Origin of the sequence: Actinoplanes sp. NPDC049802 (assembly GCF_040656595.1) — a bacterium.
GTDB lineage: Bacteria > Actinomycetota > Actinomycetes > Mycobacteriales > Micromonosporaceae > Actinoplanes.
Genome location: NZ_JBFAMR010000009.1, coordinates 56,989 through 75,204 on the forward strand (window position 1 = coordinate 56,989; position 18,216 = coordinate 75,204).

The 18,216-nt window shown below is 69.1% G+C and carries 15 protein-coding genes and 1 tRNA gene; 11 read left to right on the forward strand and 5 right to left on the reverse strand.

Annotated elements, in window-relative coordinates; translation table 11 throughout:
- Nucleotides 1-286: 286 nt before the first annotated feature.
- Nucleotides 287-369, reverse strand: a tRNA-Leu gene (locus AB0I88_RS09100).
- A 231-nt stretch (nucleotides 370-600) separates the two neighbouring features.
- Between AB0I88_RS09100 and AB0I88_RS09105 the strand changes: the two genes are divergently transcribed.
- The 7 genes from AB0I88_RS09105 to pknB all read left to right on the forward strand — a co-directional run bounded on the left by AB0I88_RS09105 (nucleotide 601) and on the right by pknB (nucleotide 9,370).
- Nucleotides 601-1,389, forward strand: coding sequence for a DUF3662 and FHA domain-containing protein (locus AB0I88_RS09105; RefSeq protein WP_361020426.1), 789 nt, complete (start codon nucleotides 601-603; stop codon nucleotides 1,387-1,389).
- Nucleotides 1,390-1,394: 5 nt separating this feature from the next.
- Entirely contained in the window at nucleotides 1,395-1,877 is a 483-nt protein-coding gene (locus AB0I88_RS09110; RefSeq protein WP_361020428.1) for an FHA domain-containing protein, read from the forward strand.
- A complete protein-coding gene (locus tag AB0I88_RS09115) occupies nucleotides 1,874-3,229 on the forward strand; it encodes a PP2C family serine/threonine-protein phosphatase (RefSeq protein ID WP_361020430.1) in 1,356 nt (451 codons plus the stop codon). The genes AB0I88_RS09110 and AB0I88_RS09115 overlap by 4 nt, the downstream gene beginning before the upstream one ends.
- Nucleotides 3,230-3,305: 76 nt before the next feature.
- A complete protein-coding gene (locus tag AB0I88_RS09120; protein ID WP_361020432.1) occupies nucleotides 3,306-4,763 on the forward strand; it encodes an FtsW/RodA/SpoVE family cell cycle protein in 1,458 nt (485 codons plus the stop codon).
- Nucleotides 4,760-6,262 (forward strand): penicillin-binding transpeptidase domain-containing protein, encoded by a 1,503-nt coding sequence (locus AB0I88_RS09125; RefSeq protein WP_361020434.1) that lies wholly within the window; start codon nucleotides 4,760-4,762, stop codon nucleotides 6,260-6,262. Before AB0I88_RS09120 ends, AB0I88_RS09125 begins: the two co-directional genes overlap by 4 nt.
- Before the next feature lies 1 nt (nucleotide 6,263).
- Complete coding sequence (locus tag AB0I88_RS09130; RefSeq protein WP_361020436.1) at nucleotides 6,264-7,607, forward strand: serine/threonine-protein kinase; 1,344 nt, start codon at nucleotides 6,264-6,266, stop codon at nucleotides 7,605-7,607.
- Nucleotides 7,604-9,370, forward strand: coding sequence for a Stk1 family PASTA domain-containing Ser/Thr kinase (gene pknB, locus AB0I88_RS09135; protein ID WP_361020438.1), 1,767 nt, complete (start codon nucleotides 7,604-7,606; stop codon nucleotides 9,368-9,370). Before AB0I88_RS09130 ends, pknB begins: the two co-directional genes overlap by 4 nt.
- Nucleotides 9,371-9,421: 51 nt before the next feature.
- Here the strand turns inward: pknB and AB0I88_RS09140 are convergent, their stop codons facing one another.
- The 4 genes from AB0I88_RS09140 to AB0I88_RS09155 are packed head-to-tail and all read right to left on the reverse strand — an operon-like array spanning nucleotide 9,422 to nucleotide 12,805.
- Complete coding sequence (locus AB0I88_RS09140) at nucleotides 9,422-10,072, reverse strand: aminodeoxychorismate/anthranilate synthase component II (RefSeq protein WP_361020440.1); 651 nt, start codon at nucleotides 10,070-10,072, stop codon at nucleotides 9,422-9,424.
- 4 nt (nucleotides 10,073-10,076) lie between these two features.
- The gene (locus AB0I88_RS09145; RefSeq protein WP_361020442.1) at nucleotides 10,077-10,340 is read right to left on the reverse strand and encodes a hypothetical protein; all 264 of its coding nucleotides are present in this window, start codon (nucleotides 10,338-10,340) and stop codon (nucleotides 10,077-10,079) included.
- 3 nt (nucleotides 10,341-10,343) lie between these two features.
- Nucleotides 10,344-12,008, reverse strand: a complete 1,665-nt coding sequence (locus AB0I88_RS09150; RefSeq protein WP_361020444.1) for a class E sortase — start codon at nucleotides 12,006-12,008, stop codon at nucleotides 10,344-10,346.
- A complete protein-coding gene (locus tag AB0I88_RS09155) occupies nucleotides 12,008-12,805 on the reverse strand; it encodes a DUF881 domain-containing protein (protein WP_361020446.1) in 798 nt (265 codons plus the stop codon). The genes AB0I88_RS09150 and AB0I88_RS09155 overlap by 1 nt, the downstream gene beginning before the upstream one ends.
- A gap of 197 nt (nucleotides 12,806-13,002) precedes the next feature.
- Between AB0I88_RS09155 and AB0I88_RS09160 the strand changes: the two genes are divergently transcribed.
- The 4 genes from AB0I88_RS09160 (at nucleotide 13,003) to AB0I88_RS09175 (ending at nucleotide 18,174) form a co-directional block, all read left to right on the forward strand.
- Nucleotides 13,003-13,266 carry a cell division protein CrgA gene (locus tag AB0I88_RS09160; protein WP_183225786.1) on the forward strand — a complete coding sequence of 88 codons (264 nt, stop codon included), beginning with the start codon at nucleotides 13,003-13,005 and terminating at the stop codon, nucleotides 13,264-13,266.
- 175 nt (nucleotides 13,267-13,441) lie between these two features.
- Nucleotides 13,442-15,589, forward strand: a complete 2,148-nt coding sequence (locus AB0I88_RS09165) for a (Fe-S)-binding protein (protein WP_361020448.1) — start codon at nucleotides 13,442-13,444, stop codon at nucleotides 15,587-15,589.
- 188 nt (nucleotides 15,590-15,777) lie between these two features.
- Entirely contained in the window at nucleotides 15,778-17,112 is a 1,335-nt protein-coding gene (locus tag AB0I88_RS09170) for a hemolysin family protein (RefSeq protein ID WP_361020450.1), read from the forward strand.
- Between the two features lie 21 nt (nucleotides 17,113-17,133).
- Nucleotides 17,134-18,174, forward strand: coding sequence for a hemolysin family protein (locus AB0I88_RS09175; RefSeq protein WP_361020452.1), 1,041 nt, complete (start codon nucleotides 17,134-17,136; stop codon nucleotides 18,172-18,174).
- Nucleotides 18,175-18,216 lie beyond the last annotated feature (42 nt).

Here is an 18,216-nt window from a genome sequence, read left to right on the forward strand (position 1 = left end):
TGCACCAGCACCTTCCACGGCGACCCACACAACGCAGCGAGTCCCCCGGGGATGCGCACCAGCACCTTCCACGGCGACCCACACAACGCAGCGAGTCCCCCGGGGATGCGCACCAGCACCTTCCACGGCGACCCACGCAACGCAGCGAGTCCCCCGGGGATGCGCACCAGCACCTTCCACGGTGACCCACGCAACGCGGGGCGTCCGGGGGCTCGGCCCCCGGAGCAGATATGACGAAGGGCCCCCGGTCCGCGCTTTCTGCGGACAAAGGGCCCCTGGACCTGAGTGGGGATGGGGGGAGTTGAACCCCCACGTCCTTTCGGACACACGGACCTGAACCGTGCGCGTCTGCCATTCCGCCACATCCCCATGTGACTTCCTCGAAGATCATACATCCGACCTTCTCGGCCGAAGCGGGCTGGTCGAACCTGCTTCGTTGTTGCCAGCTGCGACAGACTACGCTGGCACAGGTCACCAAGCGAGTAGATACCGCCTCGCGACGCTGGAAACACTAGCACGGCGTCAGAGGCGGTCATACGAGGGTCAGAAGTGCCGGCTGCTCTTGGGCTAAGGATGCGCAAGCGGCGGCCGGATACCATCATGTCCTCGGAACCCGAGGAGGAGCCGGTGAGCGTGCTGCAGCGCTTTGAGAAGCGATTGGAAGGCCTGGTCGAAGGGGCCTTCGCGAAGGTGTTCAAGGGTGTCGTGCACCCTGTGGAGATTCTGAATGCCATGCAGCGGGAGGCCGAGGCGCACAAGGCCATCCTCGCCGGTGGCCGCACCCTCGTGCCCAACCGCTATGTGATCGACCTGTCGCCGTATGACCACAGCCGGCTGGCGCCGTATGCCGCCGCGCTGGCCCAGGAGCTCGCCCAGTCGCAGGCCGAGTTCATCGGCGAGCAGGCCTGGACGGTCTACGGCGACGTGATCGTCGAGATCGAGCGTGGGGATGGGCTGGACACGGGCATGTTCCGGGTCACCGCGGAGGTGTACACCGGCGGCGAGGTGGCCCCGGTGCAGCAGCCGGCGTATGACGCCGGCCCGCAGTACTCGCCCTATGACCAGCACCAGCAGGGTGGCTACCAGCAGCCGCACCACGGTGGGCCGCGCAGTGTCGGGCTGGTCTCCGGTGACGGCCGGACCTACCCGCTCCAGATGGGCTCGACCGTGATCGGCCGTGGTGACCAGGCGAACCTTCGCCTGCCCGACGTCGGCATCTCCCGGCGCCACGCCCGGCTGGATTACGACGGCAATCAGGTCGTACTGACCGATCTGGGTTCGACGAACGGCACCATGGTCAACGGCCAGCGGGTGTCCGCCGTCGCGCTCAACCCGGGCGACATGATCCAGCTCGGGACGACCACGCTCACCTTCCGAGTGGACGGCTAGCGGCCTTGCCCGAATTCGTCCTCACCGTCGCCCGATTCGGTTTCCTCATCCTTCTGTGGATCTTCGTGTTCACGGTGGTCGGGGTCATCCGGCGGGATCTCTTCGCCGGTGGCCGGTCCAAGAGCATCGTCGCCAGCCCTCGGGGGGTGGGTGGCGTGGTGCTTCAGGGTCGGCCGGCGAAGGTGAAACGCGGTAAGGCGGCGCGGCAACTGGTCGTGACCGCCGGTCAACTGGCCGGCACCAGGATCACGCTCGGTGAAGCTCCGATCACGATCGGCCGGGCCGAGGATTCGACGCTCGTCATCACGGATGATTTCGCGTCGGCCCGGCACGCCCGGTTGGTGCCCCGGGAGGGTCAGTGGTTCGTGGAGGACCTCGGCTCGACCAACGGCACGTACCTTGATCGGGGTAAGGTCTCCGGACCCACTCCAGTCCCCCTTGGCGTTCCGATCCGGATCGGGCGCACTTCCCTCGAGTTACGGCCATGACCCTGACCCTGCGCTATGCCGCCCAGAGCGACCGCGGTCTGATCCGAGACCTGAACCAGGACTCCGTCTACGCCGGGCCGCGACTTCTCGCTGTCGCGGACGGCATGGGCGGCATGGCCGCTGGTGACGTCGCGTCCAACATCGTTATCGCCGCCATGGCGCCCCTCGACGACGACGTCCCAGGTGACGCCATGGTCGACGCGCTGCGGCACGCCGTCGGGACCGCCAATCAACAGTTGCGGGACACGGTCGACGCCAACCCTCAGCTGGAGGGGATGGGGACCACGCTGACCGCGGTTCTCTTCTCCGGCAGCAAGTTCGGCATGGTGCACATCGGCGACTCCCGTGCGTACCTACTGCGCAAGGGTGAGTTCTCGCAGATCACCAAGGACGACACGTACGTCCAGATGCTGGTCGACGAGGGCCGCGTCAGCCCGGAGGAGGCGAGCAGCCACCCACAGCGGTCGCTGCTCACCCGTGCCCTGGACGGCCGGGACATCGACCCGGAGTACTCGGTCCGCCAGGTGCTCAAGGGCGACCGCTACCTGATCTGCAGCGACGGGCTCTCCGGAGTGGTCAGCGGGGAGACGATCGCGCAGACCATGCGCGAGATCACCGACCCGAAGGCCTGCGTGGAGCGGCTGGTGCAGCTGGCTCTCCGCGGCGGCGGCCCGGACAACATCACCGTGATCATCGCCGACGCCATCGACGGCATCGTCGAGCAGGCGCCGATCGTGGGCGGCGCGGCCTCCCTCGACCGGGGCAACACCACGGTGGCGGACAGTTCCACCTCCGCCGCCCGGGCCGCGGCGCTGAAGCCCCCGCCCCGCCCGGCTCAGCCGGAGCCGGCCACCAACGGCTACGACCGGGACGCGGAGCCCTCCGGGCACCCGGTGCGGACCGCGCTCATGGTGCTGGTACTGCTCGGCGTGCTCGGCGGCGGTCTGTGGGCTGGCTGGCGATACACCCAGGACCAGTACTACGTCGGCGCGACCGACGCCGGCCAGCTCGCCATCTTCCAGGGCGTGCCCGGCCAGATCGCCGGGATCGACCTGTCCACCGTGAGCGAGACCAGCCAGGTCAGCCTCGAGGACCTGACGACGGTCGCTCAGGAGCGGGTCAAGCAGGGCATCCACGCCGACGACCAGGCCGCCGCCCGATCCACGCTGGCCGACCTGACCAGCGAGGAACCGTCGAACCCGAACCTCAAGCCGATCTGTAACGCCGCCGGTGTCGCACCGTCGGCCTCCGCCTCGGCAACGCCGGCGAAGACCGCGCCGGCCCCGTCCGCCGCCGCCTCGGAGAGTGCTTCGCCGAGCGTCGATCCGGTCGGGTGCCGGACCGCCGACTGAATACTCGGCCTACACGTCTGGGGAAATTTTGACCGCGCCCGCCGTACCGGCTCCGACGCCCGCCTCCACGGGCGAGATGTCGCGTATCCGGCAATGGAAGACGCGCCGCAACGCCGAGCTCGGACTGCTCGTCTTCGCCATGCTTCTGGTCGCCGCGTTCGGCGCCACGGTGGAGGCGAACCAGTTCGACGAGATCCGGTCGAACTTCTGGGTGCCGGCCGCGCTGATCGGCATCCTGTTCCTCGGCCTGCATGTGGTCGTCCGGTTCACGGCGCCGTTCGCCGACCCGGTGCTGCTGCCTGCGGTGGCACTGATCAACGGCATCGGGGTGGCGTTCCTGCGCCGCCTCGACCTCGCCCGGGCGATCGCACAGGACCTGCCCGAGCCGGGGTTCTTCGCCGACACCAGCGGCCGTCAGCTGGCCTGGACACTGCTGTCGCTGATCCTGGCGGCGGTGCTGCTCCTGGTGGTGCGCGACCACAAGGTCATTTCGCGGTACGCGTACACGCTGGGCCTGGTCGGCATCGTCCTGATGATGATCCCGGCGGTGCTGCCCGCCAGCATCTCCGAGGTCAACGGCGCGAAGCTGTGGATCCGGTTCGGTGGGGCGTTCTCGATCCAGCCGGGTGAGTTCGCCAAGCTCGCCCTGGTCTCCTTCTTCGCGTACTACCTGGTCCGCAAGCGCGAGGTGCTGTCGCTGGCCAGCCACCGGTTCCTCGGCATCGACTTCCCGCGTGGCCGGGACCTGGGCCCGGTCCTCACGGTGTGGCTGTTCAGCCTCCTCGTCCTCGTCTTCGAGAAGGACCTCGGCACCGCGCTGCTGTACTTCGGGCTCTTCGTCGTCACGCTGTACGTCGCCACCGAGCGGTCCAGCTGGCTGATCATCGGCCTGATCCTGTTCTTCGGCGGCGTCTACGTGGCGTACCTGCTGGGTGCCGCGATCGGTGGCCCGTTCGCCAACTTCTACGACCGCGCCGAGCTCTGGCTCGACCCGTTCTCCGCGGAGAACTACACGCGTGAGAGCGGCAACAGTTACCAGTTGGTCCAGGGGCTGCTCGGGCTCGGCACCGGCGGTCTCTTCGGCACCGGGCCGGGCGCCGGCTCACCCGGCAAGGTGCCCGAGGTGCGGACCGACTTCATCTTCGCCGGCCTCGGTGAGGAGATCGGCCTGTTCGGGCTCTCCGCGCTGCTGGTCATCTACCTGCTGATCGTGGAGCGTGGCCTGCACGCGGCGCTCGCGGTCCGCGACTCGTTCGGCAAGCTGGTCGCCGGCGGCCTGGCCTTCACCCTCGGCCTGCAGGTCTTCGTCATCCTCGGCGGCATCACCGGCCTGATCCCGCTGACCGGTCAGACCACCCCGTTCCTCTCCGCCGGTGGGTCGTCGCTGATGGCGAACTGGTTGCTCATCGCGATGCTGTTGCGGATCTCCGACGCCGCGCGGCGGCCGGCGAACAGCATCGCCGAACGGGTCAGCGGGCCGAAGAAGGCGCCCACCCAGTTGCACGGCGCCATGACGGAGGTGATCAAGCCGTGAACGCCCCTCTCCGACGCTCCGGTGTCGTCATTTTCGTCCTGTTCGGCCTGATCTTCGCCAACCTCAACTGGATCCAGGCGTACAAGGCCGACGACTACCGCACCGACCCGCGTAACCAGCGGGTCCAGGTCGCCGAGTACGACCGGCCCCGCGGTGCCATCGAGGCGGCCGGTGGTGTCGCCCTCGCCCAGAACACCGAGACCGAGGGCGAGCTGAAGTACCAGCGGGTCTACCCGAAGAAGGAGATCTACGCGCCGATCCTCGGCTACAAGCCGGTCGACGGCGCCGCGGTCGGTATCGAGGCGGCCGAGAACGACATCCTCTCCGGCGCCAGCGACAAGCTCTTCGCGGACCGGCTCAGCGACATGTTCACCGGTGACAACAAGGGCGGCGGCAACATCGTCCTGTCGATCAACCCGCGTGCGCAGGAGGTCGCCTGGAAACAGATGACCGACAACGAGCGCGGCGTCACCAAGGGCGCGGCGGTCGCGATCGACCCGAGAACCGGCGCGATCCAGGCCATGGTGTCGATGCCGAGCTACAACCCGAACCCGCTTGTCAGCCACGACTCGGCGGCGGCCGGGGAGGCGTACCAGAAGCTCGAGGCCGACAAGAGCCAGCCGCTGCTGAACCGCGCCGTGGCGAACACCCTGCCGCCCGGCTCGGTCTTCAAGGTGATCGTGTCGGCGGCCGCGCTGGAGAACAACTACAACATCGGCAGCGAACTTCAGGCGGGCAGCGTCTACCGGGAGGGCGGCGCGACGATCCGCAACTCCGAGGACGAGGTGTGCCCCGGCAGCTCGATCACGCTCAAGGAGGCGCTGACCACGAGCTGTAACACCGCGTACTCCCGGCTCGGTGTGAAGCTCGGCCGAGATGTGGTGATCGACACAGCCAAGCAGTGGGGCTTCGAGACCGAGGACCTCACGGTCGGCGACCTGGAGAGCAACAAGGGCCTTTCGGTGGCGGCCAGCCGGACCGGCGCCATCGCGAACGACGACGGCTCCGAGGACAAGGCCGCGCTGGCCCAGTCCTCGCTCGGTCAGCGCGACGTCCGGATGACCCCGTTGCAGGGCGCGCTGATCGCCGCGACCGTCGCCAACGACGGCACTCAAATGCGCCCCTACCTGGTGCAACAGCAGCTCGACTCGGACCGCCGGACGATCTACACGGCCAAGCCGAAGGAGTTGCGCGAGCCGGTCAACGCGTCGGTCGCGAAGGACCTTCAGGAGATGATGCAGAGCGTCGTCGAGAACGGCACCGGTAAGAACGCGCGGATCGACGGCCTGACGGTCGGCGGCAAGACCGGCACCGCACAGAACGCCACGGAAGCCGACCCGCACGGGTGGTTCGTCGGCTTCGCCCTCGACGGTGACGGCAAACCGGTTTCCGCGGTGTGCGTCATGCTGGAGAACGTGCCCGGTGGGCATGCCAGTGCCGAGGCCGCCCGGATCGCCGGGCTCATCATGAAGGCCGCCGCGGGCCAGGGAGGGAACTGACATGATCCGCCCGGGGGTCACGCTCGGGGGGCGATACCGCTTGGAAGAGCGGATCGCCGGGGGCGGCATGGGCGATGTCTGGCGCGGCATCGATGACGTGCTGGGCCGTACCGTCGCGGTCAAGATCCTGCTGCCCGCCCTGCTCGACGAGCCGGGCTTCGCCGAGCGGTTCCGCGGCGAGGCACGGACCATGGCGACCATCAATCACCCCGGCGTCGTGGACGTCTACGACTACGGCAGCGATCAGCAGATTGCCTTCCTGGTGATGGAGTATGTCGAGGGTGACGCCCTCTCCCGGACGCTGAGCCGGGTCGGCCGGCTGACACCGGCCCGGACCATGGCGCTCGTGGCGCAGGCTGCCGACGCGCTCCAGGCCGCACACGGCAACGGCATCGTGCATCGCGACGTCAAACCCGGAAACCTTCTGGTACGCCCGAACGGCACGCTGGTCCTGACCGACTTTGGTATCGCCCGCTCGGCCCTGGTGGGCCAGCTGACCGTGGCTGGCGCGGTGCTGGGCACGGCGTCGTACATCTCGCCGGAGCAGGCCGCCGGTGATGTCGCCACCCCCGCCTCCGATGTGTACGCTCTCGGCGTCGTCGCCTACCAGTGCCTGTCCGGCCACCGCCCGTTCGACGGCGCCACCCCGATCGAGATCGCCATGAAGCACGTCCGGGAGACCCCGCGACCGCTGCCCGGCGACATCCCGCCCGCGGTCCGCGCCATCGTGGAGCGAGCCATGGCCAAGGACCCGTCGGCCCGCTGGCCCAGCGCCTCGGCGATGGCCGCGGTGGCCCGCCAGGCGGCGTCCTCGCTGACCACGAACGTGCAGCAGCCGGTCGTCCAGGCGGCCCCGCCGGTGAGCTCGGCCCCGCCGGTGAACCGCCCGCAGTCCGGTGGCCCCACCTCGGGCGCGGCCCGGGCGGCGGTGCCCCGGCCGGTGTCCGGCGCCCGGGGAGCGGCGTCGGTGCCGGTTCCGCAGCCGCCGCCGATGGCCCCGCCGATGTCTCCGGCCCCCTACCGGCAGCAGTCCGCTCCGCCGGTCAACGCATACCATCCGCCGGCAGCCAAGCCGGAGAGTTCCTTCGGACGCCAGGTGCTGGTCGTCCTCGCCGTCGTGCTGGCCCTTCTCGTGCTGCTCTGCGCCGGGGTCATCTCTTTCCTGTTACGACATGGCAACAGCACCGCCGCCGGGAGCAACGCGCTGGGCTATCACCGCAGCTCCACGGCTATCCTCCGCTCGGGCGTGGCCGCTGACCCTGTGTCGGTGGCGTCGTACCGTCTTACGAAAGCCGATGCCCAGTTCGGCTGGATCCGACCGAACGAAGGACGACAGACGCTATGACGGCGCAGGCCCGCCTGCTCGGTGGCAGGTATCAGGTCGGCGAGCTGCTCGGCTACGGCGGCATGGCCGAGGTGCACCGTGGGCGCGATCTGCGCCTGGGGCGCGACGTCGCGATCAAGATGCTCCGGACCGATCTGGCCCGTGACGCCACGTTTCAGGAGCGGTTCCGCCGCGAGGCACAGAACTCGGCGGCTCTGAACCACCCCGCGATCGTCGCCGTCTACGACACCGGTGAGGAGATCTCGGCAACCGGCGAGAAGCTCCCGTTCATCGTGATGGAGTTCGTCAACGGGCGGACCCTCAAGGAGGTGCTCGCCCAGGAGCAGCGCCTTCAGCCACGCCGGGCGCTGGAGATCATCGCCGACATCTGCGCCGCTCTGGAGTTCAGCCACCGGCACGGGATCATCCACCGGGACATCAAGCCCGGCAACGTGATGATCACGCAGAACGGCCAGGTCAAGGTGATGGACTTCGGTATCGCCCGGGCTCTGGCCAGCGGCGCCACCACCATGACCCAGACCAGCGCGGTCATCGGCACGGCACAGTATCTTTCGCCCGAGCAGGCTCGCGGTGAGTCGGTCGACGCCCGTTCCGATGTGTACGCGGCCGGCTGTGTCCTCTTCGAGCTGGTCATCGGCCACCCGCCGTTCGTCGGGGACAGTCCGGTCAGCGTCGCCTACCAGCACGTGCGGGAGGACCCGCGGACACCCAGCTCGATCAACCGCGAGGTCCCGCCGGACATCGACGCGATCGTGCTGAAGGCGCTGGCCAAGAACCCGCTGAACCGTTACCAGAGCGCCCAGGAGATGCGCGCCGACGCGCTGCGTGCCGTCTCCGGCCGTCCGGTGATGGCCACCCCGGTGATGAGCCAGGCCGAGACCGTGGCGATGACCAGTGGCCAGCAACAGTGGCAGCCGCAGGGTGCCACCACGATGCAGCGGCCGGTGTCGCCGGCGATGGCCACGCCTCAGAGACCGGAGAGCCGGTCCTCGTGGGTGATGGCCGCGGTGGCAGGCGTGGCCGTACTGGCTGTGGTGGTTCTGGGTGTGGCTTTGGCGTGGGACCGCGACAGCAAGACACCCACCAGCACCGAGCCGCAGGCGGTTCCCATGCCCACCCTGGTTGGTCTCACCCAGGACCAGGCGAAGGCGGAGCTCGCTCGTCTCCAGTTGACCAACGTCGTCCCGCAGAAGCCGACGACCGGCGAGGACTGCGACGGCAAGGTCGCCGAGCAGAATCCCGATGCCGGCACCACCGTCAAGCTCACCGACCAGGTTTCCTATCAGGTGTGCAACAAGCCTGACAAGGTGACCGTGCCGACGGGCCTGGTCAGTGGCACCAGTGCCGCGGCCAAGGCGGCCATCGAGGGCGCCGGTCTGCAGGTGGACTTCCAGAGCGTCAACAGCGTGGCCGAAAAAGGTCAGGTCCTGGAGGTCGAGGACGAGGGCAAGGAGGTCCCGCCGAACACCACGATCACGGTCAAGGTGTCGAACAACAACCTGGTGATCGTGCCCGACGTGAAGAACCGCTCGCAGGAGACGGCGGAGGCCCTGCTGGAGGAGAACTTCCTGACCTTCAACGTGGTCTACGTCCAGGCCGACGGCGAGCCGGGCACGGTGATCGGCCAGGATCCGAAGGCGGGCAAGAAGGTGGAGAAGAACCGGCAGGTCACGATCCAGGTGATCGCCGAGGCCGAGCCCGACCCGAGCGGCTCCCCGTCGCCCGACGCGACCGGCGCGGGCGCCGGCACGGAAGGCGACTGAGACGAACGACGAAAGGCCGGGGAAAACCCCGGCCTTTCTCGTTCTGGTACGTCAGGCGGTGGCGAAGGCCGCGCGGCGGCGGATCTCCACCTCGGCGGCCAGGGCCGGCGCCTTCTCCAGGGCGGACGGCAGACCGCAGGAGGCCAGCCAGTTCGCCAGCATGGTGTGGCCGCCCTCGGTCAGCACCGACTCCGGGTGGAACTGCACGCCCTCGATCGGCAGCTCACGGTGCCGCATCGCCATCACCACGCCGGACTCGGTCGTGCCGGTCACCTCGATCTCCGCGGGCAGCGTCTCGGGCACGACAGCGAGCGAGTGGTATCGGGTGGCGGTGAACGGGTCGGGCAGCCCGGCGAGCACACCCACACCCTTGTGGTGAACGTCGGACGTCTTGCCGTGCAGCAGTTCGGGGGCGCGGGTCACGGTCGCCCCGAACGCGGCGCCGATCGCCTGATGTCCCAGGCAGACGCCGAACATCGGGATTCTTCCGGCGTACTCCTTGATGACGTCCATCATGATCCCGGCCCGGGTCGGCTCGCCGGGGCCGGGCGACAGCAGGATGCCGGCCGCGCCGAAGCCGCCGACCTCGGCCACCGAGATCTCGTCGTTGCGGCGGACCTCGCACTCGGCTCCGAGCTGGCCGAGGTACTGCACCAGGTTGAAGACGAACGAGTCGTAGTTGTCGATCACGAGAATGCGCACGTCATCACCTGCTGGGGTTCGGCTGGGGCTGATTGGAGGTCGTGCTGTAGGGGATCTCGTCCTCGGAACCCTGATCTCCCGGGACGGTCGAGCCGGCGTCCTCCCCGGTGCCTGCCTCGACCTGGACGTCGTCGAACGGCAGCAGCGGGGTGGCCCACGGGAACACGACGAACCAGAGCAGCACGCCGATCGCCGAGGCCAGCACCAGAGACATGGTCAGCTTGCTCCAGGCGCCGCCCGGCAGTTTGCGCCAGATCCACGCGTACATCGATCACGCTTTCATCTCGGCCGGCATGCCGGCGTCGGGCAGGGTCTGGTCCCGGGGGACCGTCTCGACCAGCTCGGCGTGGATGATCAGGCGTTCGTAGTTGTTGAACTTCGGGTTGCAGGTGGTCAGCGTCAGCAGCGCCTTGGTCGGCTTGGCCTTGGGCCTGCCCGGCACCGCGGCGACCACCTCGACCTGGTCCGGCTTCACGATCTCCTGGTCGTAGACCCGGTAGACGAACCAGCTCTCCCGCGTCTCGACACCGATCACGTCGCCGGACCGGAGCTCGTCGAGACGCCAGAAGATCTTCTTGATCCGGTGGCCGGCGACCGAGAAGTTGCCGATCTTGCCGGGTTTCGCGGTCTCCGGGTAGTGGCCCGGCGCGTACCGGATGTCGTCGGGCTGCACGCCGTCGACGACCACCCACTTCTTGTCGAACTTTGGGATGTAGAGGCGGCCGACCAGGTTGGCGCCGGGCGCCTTCGGGCCCTTGACCGCCGTGCTCGCCGTCGGGGCCACGGTCGGGTCGGCCCACGCCTGGTCCAGCTCCTCGCCCAGGCTGTCCTGCTCGGCCTGCACCGCGGCCGAGTTGCCGAAGACCTGGTAGCCGGCGAAGAGCAGCACCACCAGGCCGAAAGTGATCATGATTTCGCCGGAGGTGCGGATGCCGGTCCGGATCCGGGAGCCGATGGTGGGGCGGGTCAGCTCCGAGTAGACGCTCTTGTAGCCCTCGTCGGTCTGCTCCGGCCGCAGCTTGACCACCCGCTCACCCCGCTTCGCCTTGACGGGCTCCGCGGTGTCCGGCGCATCCGTGCCGGTCAGGCCGCCACCGGAGCCTACCCCGGCAGTGGCGGTCACCGATGCGGCTCCGAGCGCGGCGTCCGGCCCGGCCGCCGCACGCGCGGCCTCCGCCGCGCTCATCGCGGGTTTCTCCGGGACCGTCGGCAGGATGCCGGTCGGAGCATCCACCGTACGGATGACCGTGGTGACGCTCGGGTCCTTCGTCGGGCCGGCGGTCCAAGCGGGAGCGGTCTGAGCAACCGGGGTGGTGGGCGCGGTGCGGGCGACGGGGGTGGTGGGCGCGGTGCGGGCGACGGGGGTGGTGGGCGCGGTGCGGGCGACGGGGGTGGTGGGCGCGGTGTGAACGGCCGGCGTGGCAGGCGGGGTGGGGGCGACCGGGCCTGCCTGCGCCGGGGTTCCCGCCGCGGGCAGCCAGTCGGCGGTCCCGGCCGGCACTCCGGGCCGTTCCGGTGGCGGCCAGGCCGATTCGGTACGCGACCAGCCCTGCCGCGGCTGCTGTCCGGCGGTGGGCGCCCAGGCGGTGGTTGCCGCCGGGTCGACGGCCGGGCTGAGCGCTTCGCTGGGCGGCTGTGATGCCTGAGCCGGGGTACGGGACGGGCTCGGCGCTGTCGGGCCGCCCAGGCCGCTTGCCGGGGCCGGCCGCTGTTCCGGCTGCACGGGAAAGAAATTCCCGGTGGTACGCGCGGCGGCCGGCTCGGGTCGCGGGTCGACGTTGCCGCCCGGGCCGATCGGGGCGGAGAGTGGACCGCCGGGCACCCCGTCGGGTGCGGTGTCGGTGATCCGGGGGATGTAGGCGGTCTGTGCGTCGCTGTCCGGTGCGCGGTGGCGGCCCGATCCGGACGGACGTGCCGGGTACTCGGGGGAAACCATCACCGGGCAGCCTGTGCTGATCGGAGGTCGGTCGATCCGTCGTACGCCTGCAAAGTCACGTTCTTCTCCACCTTTTCCTGGTAACCGAGCCCGAAGTCGGCGACGGCCTCCCGGAACTGCCTGACTCCCTCTGACGACTCCAACGCGCGACTCAGCGCTGTGGGTTCGCCGATTGCGGTGATCTTGAAAGGTGGTGAGAAGACCTGGCCGTGAAGGAGCAGCGTGTTGCCGACACAGCGTACCGCGCTGGTGGAGATCACCCGGACATCCATGATCGTCATAGCCTCGGCGCCACCAGCCCAGAGAGCGTTCACGACGGCCTGCACGTCGCCCTGATGGACGACCAGAGCGTCGTTGTCCGGAGCGTTGTCGCCGAAGTCGGAGTCACGCCGCGGTGAGTCGTCGAGGGTGACGCTCAGGCCGGGGCCGCGCACTTTCGAGAAGCCGGCGGACTGGCGCAGGGCGTCGGCCTGGTTGCGGGCCGGGCTCTCCAGCTCGGCCAGCAGGGCGGTCTCGGCGTCCACCGACTTGCGCAGTTCGGCTGCGCGCTTCTCGCCGGCCGCCAGGCGATCCCGCTTCTCGGCGATCAGCTGCGTCAGTTGTGGGCGCCGGTCGTCGCGCAGGGCCGTACCGTCGGCGGTGTTGGCGGAGGTGGTGAAGAGCAGGCCCGCCGCCAGCGCGATCAGCGGAACCCCCACTGACCAGATGGAACGGCGCTGGTCACGCCGTGGCCGAAGGCCGCGGGCGACGCGCCGGAGGACGAGTTTCCAGGAGGCTCCAGCAGCGTGGTCGTCCACGTCGCCTCCTACTCGAAAGCCCACCCAGCCCCCTCAAGAACAGACGCCGGGGTATTTTCCTGCCCCGGCGGGTGCCTCTCTGCACAACGCCTTGACTACGCTAGCTGTCGAACAGTATTCGCCACGGGCAGCATTCGGGACTCCCGGAGCCGCTCAGCGGTGGGTTGTTCACCACTTGTTGCCCTCAGGAGAGCACCGTGCCCAAGTCGCAGGTTCGCAAGAAGAAGGTCTACACCCCGCCGTCGGACATCAGCCCGGCAGTCAAGGGTGCGTCCAACAAGCCGAGTCCGGTCTGGGTTCCCGCCACGGCGGTGGCCCTGATCGTCATCGGCATCGCGTGGCTCGTCGTCTACTACCTGTCCTCGCAGCAGTGGCCGGTGGAGAGCTGGCAGTACTGGAACCTCGCGGTGGGCTTCGGTTGCATGGTGGCATCGCTGGGCCTGCTCTCGCGCTGGCGCTGAATCTCACAGTCCGCCGCGGGGCGGTCCCGTGGAAAACTGCAGAAGCAAAGCGCACCTCCGCTCGGCGTGGGGTGCGCTTTCGGCGTGGGGGCGCATCGCCTTGACCTGCAGCGCGCGCCCATCTATTACTCGTGGGTAACATAAGCTGGCGCACCGCCGACCGAGGAGGCACCAGATGGGCATCGCGCAGATAATCGCCACCGTCTTGGCGGGGGCAATCACGGTGGTGGCCGTCTATCTGGCGGTTCGTGCCGTCATGACTATCACGGCGGTGATCCGGCAGGGCCAGCCCGATCCGGCCCGTTTCGCCGAGCCGAAGGTCCGTGGCAAGAAGATGCTGGTGGAGACCGTCGGTCACACCAGGATGCTCAAGTGGTCCGCGATCGGCGCGGCCCACTGGCTCGTGATGGTCTCCTTCGTGGTCCTGTCGTCGCTGGTCCTGGAGGCCTATTTCGAGGTCGTCGACCCGGACCTGGGCCTGCCGATCATCGGGCACTGGGTCGTCTTCGGCCTGGTCACCGAGTGGATCGGCGTTCTCGGCACGATCGGCATCCTCTACCTGGTGTTCGTGCGCCAGCGCAACAAGCCGGGCGTGGTGAAGCGCAGCCGGTTCCTGGGCTCGACCATGTGGCAGGCGTACTTCGTCGAGGCCGTCATCGTCGGCGTGCTGATCTTCGGCTTCCTGATCCGGGGCTTCAAGGTCGCCACCGACCACTTCGAGTTCCCGCTGTGGGCCACCCCGGTCAGCCACGCCGTCGGCGCGGTGCTGCCCGCCTGGGAGGACGGCGCCACCTGGGCCGCGCTCGTCAAGATCTGCATCTCGATGGCCTGGCTGATCACCATCTCGCTGAACCCGACGATGGGTGTCGCCTGGCACCGTTTCCTGGCGTTCTTCAACATCTACTTCAAGCGCAGCCCGGAGAAGCCGGCCGGTTCCGGCCTGGGCGCTCTGAAGCCGATGATGAGCGCGGGCAAGCCGCTCGACTTCGAGGAGGCCGACCCGGAGAAGGACCTCTTCGGTGTCAGCCAGGTCGAGCAGTTCACCTGGAAGGGCCTGCTCGACTTCTCCACCTGCACCGAGTGCGGCCGCTGCCAGTCGCAGTGCCCGGCGTGGAACACCGCCAAGCCGTTGTCGCCCAAACTGCTGGTCCTGTCGCTGCGTGACCACGCCTACGCCAAGGCCCCCTACCTGCTGGCCGGTGGCGGCAAGGACCTGATGGGCGACGAGAAGGCCACCGAGGCACAGTTGGCCGGCGTCGACGTGCTGGCCCTGGCCGAGGCCGAGCGCCCGCTGATCGGCGGCGTCGACGAGAACGGCGTCATCGACCCGGACGTGCTCTGGTCCTGCACCACCTGCGGCGCCTGCGTCGAGCAGTGCCCGGTCGACATCGAGCACATCGACCACATCGTCGACATGCGCCGCTATCAGGTGCTGATCGAGTCGTCCTTCCCCTCCGAGGCCGGCGTCATGCTGCGCAACCTGGAGAACAAGGGCAACCCCTGGGGCGCCCCGCAGAACACCCGCGAGGACTGGACCAAGGGCCTGGACTTCGAGGTGCCGCGCGTCGGTGAGGTCGAGGACTTCGACTACCTGTTCTGGGTCGGCTGCGCCGGTGCCTTCGAGGACCGGGCCAAGAAGACCACCCGCGCGGTCGCCACCCTGCTCAACGAGGCCGGCGTCAAGTACGCCATCCTCGGCGAGGGCGAGACCTGCACCGGTGACCCGGCCCGCCGGATCGGCAACGAGTTCATCTTCCAGATGCTCGCCCAGCAGAACGTCGAGACGCTGACCGAGGCGCTCGGCGAGAACACCACCAAGAAGATCGTCGCGACCTGCCCGCACTGCTTCAACTCGCTCGGCAACGAATACGAGCAGCTCGGCCTCAAGGTAGAGGTGGTCCACCACACCCAGTTGCTGGCGCACCTGGTCAAGGAGGGCAAGCTCACCCCGGTCCAGCCGATCGACGGCGACGTCACCTACCACGACCCCTGCTACCTGGGCCGCCACAACCGGGTCTTCGACGCCCCGCGTGAGGTGCTCGGTGAGACGGCCAACCTGGTCGAGATGCCGCGTAACCAGGAACGTTCCTTCTGCTGCGGCGCCGGCGGCGCCCGGATGTGGATGGAGGAGCGGATCGGCAAGCGGATCAACGTCGAACGCACCGAGGAGGCCCTGGCCACCGGCGCCAAGACGATCGCCGTGGGCTGCCCGTTCTGCTACACGATGATCGGCGACGGGGTCACCGGAAAGGGCAAACAGGAAGAGGTCGAGGTGGTCGACGTGGCCACCGTCCTGCTCCGCTCGCTCAAGAAGGACGCCTGACGCGAATCCCACGATGGCCGGTCGCCTCGGTGACCGGCCATCGGCCTGTCCGGGACACCTCGGCCGCCGCCGGGTGATTCAGGCGGCTCAGGCGGTACACGATTCGACGGTGGGACGGGATGTCGCACCGGGCACGGTTAGTGCCGGACGTCCCGGTCCGGCACAATGAGTCCCGAGGTGAAGCGATCATGGACGGCCTGCTCCTGACCGCGGTGCTCCCGCTGGTTGCGTTCGCGCTGCTCACGGGCGGCAACGCGTTCTTCGTGGCAGCCGAGTTCGGGTTGGTGACCGTCGATCGTGCCGAGATCGACGCGCGTGCCCAGGCGGGTGACCGCCGGGCCGCCAAGATCCGCACCGCCCTGCAGGAGCTCTCCTTCCAGCTCTCCGGGGCACAGCTGGGCATCACGGTCACCGCGCTGCTCACCGGTTACCTGGCCGAGCCGGCGCTCTCCGAGATCTTCACCCCACTCGTGGAACCGGTGGCCGGCTCGTCGACCGAGACCGTCACCCAGGTGGTCGCCCTGAGCGTGGCCACGCTGATCTCGATGCTCTTCGGTGAACTGGTGCCGAAGAACGCGGCGCTGGCCCGCCCGATGCGGGTCGCGCTGCTGACCACCGCCGGGCTGCGCGGCTTCTCGACGCTGTTCAAATGGTTGATCGCCGCCCTCAACGGCACCGCGAACTGGCTGGTCCGCCGGCTCGGCATCGAGCCGCAGGAGGAGCTGGCCAGCGCCCGCTCCCCGGAGGAGCTGGGTCTGCTCGCCGCCATCAGCGCCTCGGCCGGCGCGCTGCCGGCCGAGACGGCCACGCTGATGCGCCGCACCATCCGGTTCGGCGAGAAACGGGCGGCCAAGGCGATGACGCCGCGCGTCGACGTGGTCGGCCTCAAGACCACCGCGAGCGCCGCGGACCTGATCACGGTGGCCCGCGAGACCGGCCACACCCGATTTCCGGTGTACGAGAACACGCTCGACGCCGTGATCGGAGTGGTCGGTGTGAACGAGGCCCTGGGTGTGCCACCCGAGCGCCGGGCTGCCACCCGCGTCTCCACCCTGGCCCGGGAACCGGTCTACGTGCCGGAGAGCCTGAGCCTCGACAGGGTGCTGGAAGCGCTCCGGGCGGCCGGGGCGGACCTGGCCATCGTGGTCGACGAGTACGGCGGCACCGACGGCGTCGTCACCGTCGAGGACCTGGTCGAGGAGTTGGTCGGGGAGATCGCCGACGAGTACGACACCGACTTCGGCGAGACCGGCACGAGCGAGCTGACCGCCCCCGGCGGGGAGAAGACGTTCCTGGTCGACGGGGTCCTGCGTGAGGACGAGGTGCACGAGCAGACCGGGTTCCGGCTGCCCGAGGGACCGTACGAGACGCTTGCCGGATTCCTGCTCGCCCGGCTCGGGCACATCCCGGTCGCCGGGGAATCGCTGGAGGAGTACGGGTGGGAGTTCACCGTCATGCAGGTCGACCGGCACCGGATCGAACAGGTCCGGGTGGTCGCGCCGCCGGAGCCGGCCGATGAGTGAGCTCTCGGCGGAGACGACGGCATGACCGAGTTGCTGTTCGTGGCGGTCCTGCTGATCGGCAACGGACTGTTCGTCGGCGGGGAGTTCGCGCTGATCGCCTCCCGGCGTACCGCGCTGGAACCTCTGGCCGAGACCTCCAAGGCGGCCCGCTGGGCGCTGTCGGCGATGAGCCAGATCCCGCTGATGATCGCCGGGGCGCAGCTCGGCATCACGATCTGCACGCTGGTGCTCGGTGCGATCGCCGAGCCGACGATCGCCCATCTGCTGGAGGGTCCGTTTCACGCGATCGGGCTGCCGGAGAACGCGGTGCACCCGATCGCCTTCGTGCTCGCGCTGATGATCGTCACGTTCCTGCACACGGTCGTGGGCGAGATGGTGCCGAAGAACATCACGCTGGCCGGCCCGGAGCGCTCGGCGCTCATCCTGGGCCCGTTCATGCTCGCGTTCTGCATCGCCACCAAGCCGCTGCTGAACGCGATGCGCTGGGCCTCGAAGATCATCCTCAAGATCTGGAAGATCGAGACCACCGACGCGGTGAAGACCGTCTTCACCGCCGAGGAACTGGCCGGCATGGTCACCCAGGCGCGCAGCGAGGGGCTGCTCGGCTCGGAGCAGTACGCCCGCATCCACGCCGCCCTGGGCCTCAACAACCGCACCGCCGGGGACACGCTGCTGCCCTGGTCCCGGGTCACCACGGTGGCCGCCGACGTGTCGCCGGCCACCCTGGAGGCGGTGGCCACCCGCAGCGGCCGGTCCCGCTTCCCGGTGGTGCAGCGCGACACCCGGCGGGTGCTCGGCTTCGTGCACGTCAAGGACGTTCTGGGGTACGCCGCGACCCAGCGCCGACTGCCCGTTCCGCCCGAGGTGATTCGTCCGCTGGCCGTGGTGCCGCCGGAACGGGGCCTGGCCGACCTGCTGCTCACCATGCGCCGGGACCGTCTGCACATCGTCCTGGTCAGTGACGGCCGGCGACCGCTCGGTGTGATCACCCTGGATGACGTGCTGCACGCGGTGATCGGCGAACCGGCCGGCACGACGTACCCGGCCGCCAGGACACGGTGATCCGCGTCACCCCGGATCGGTGTCAGTGGTTCGGTTGACCGC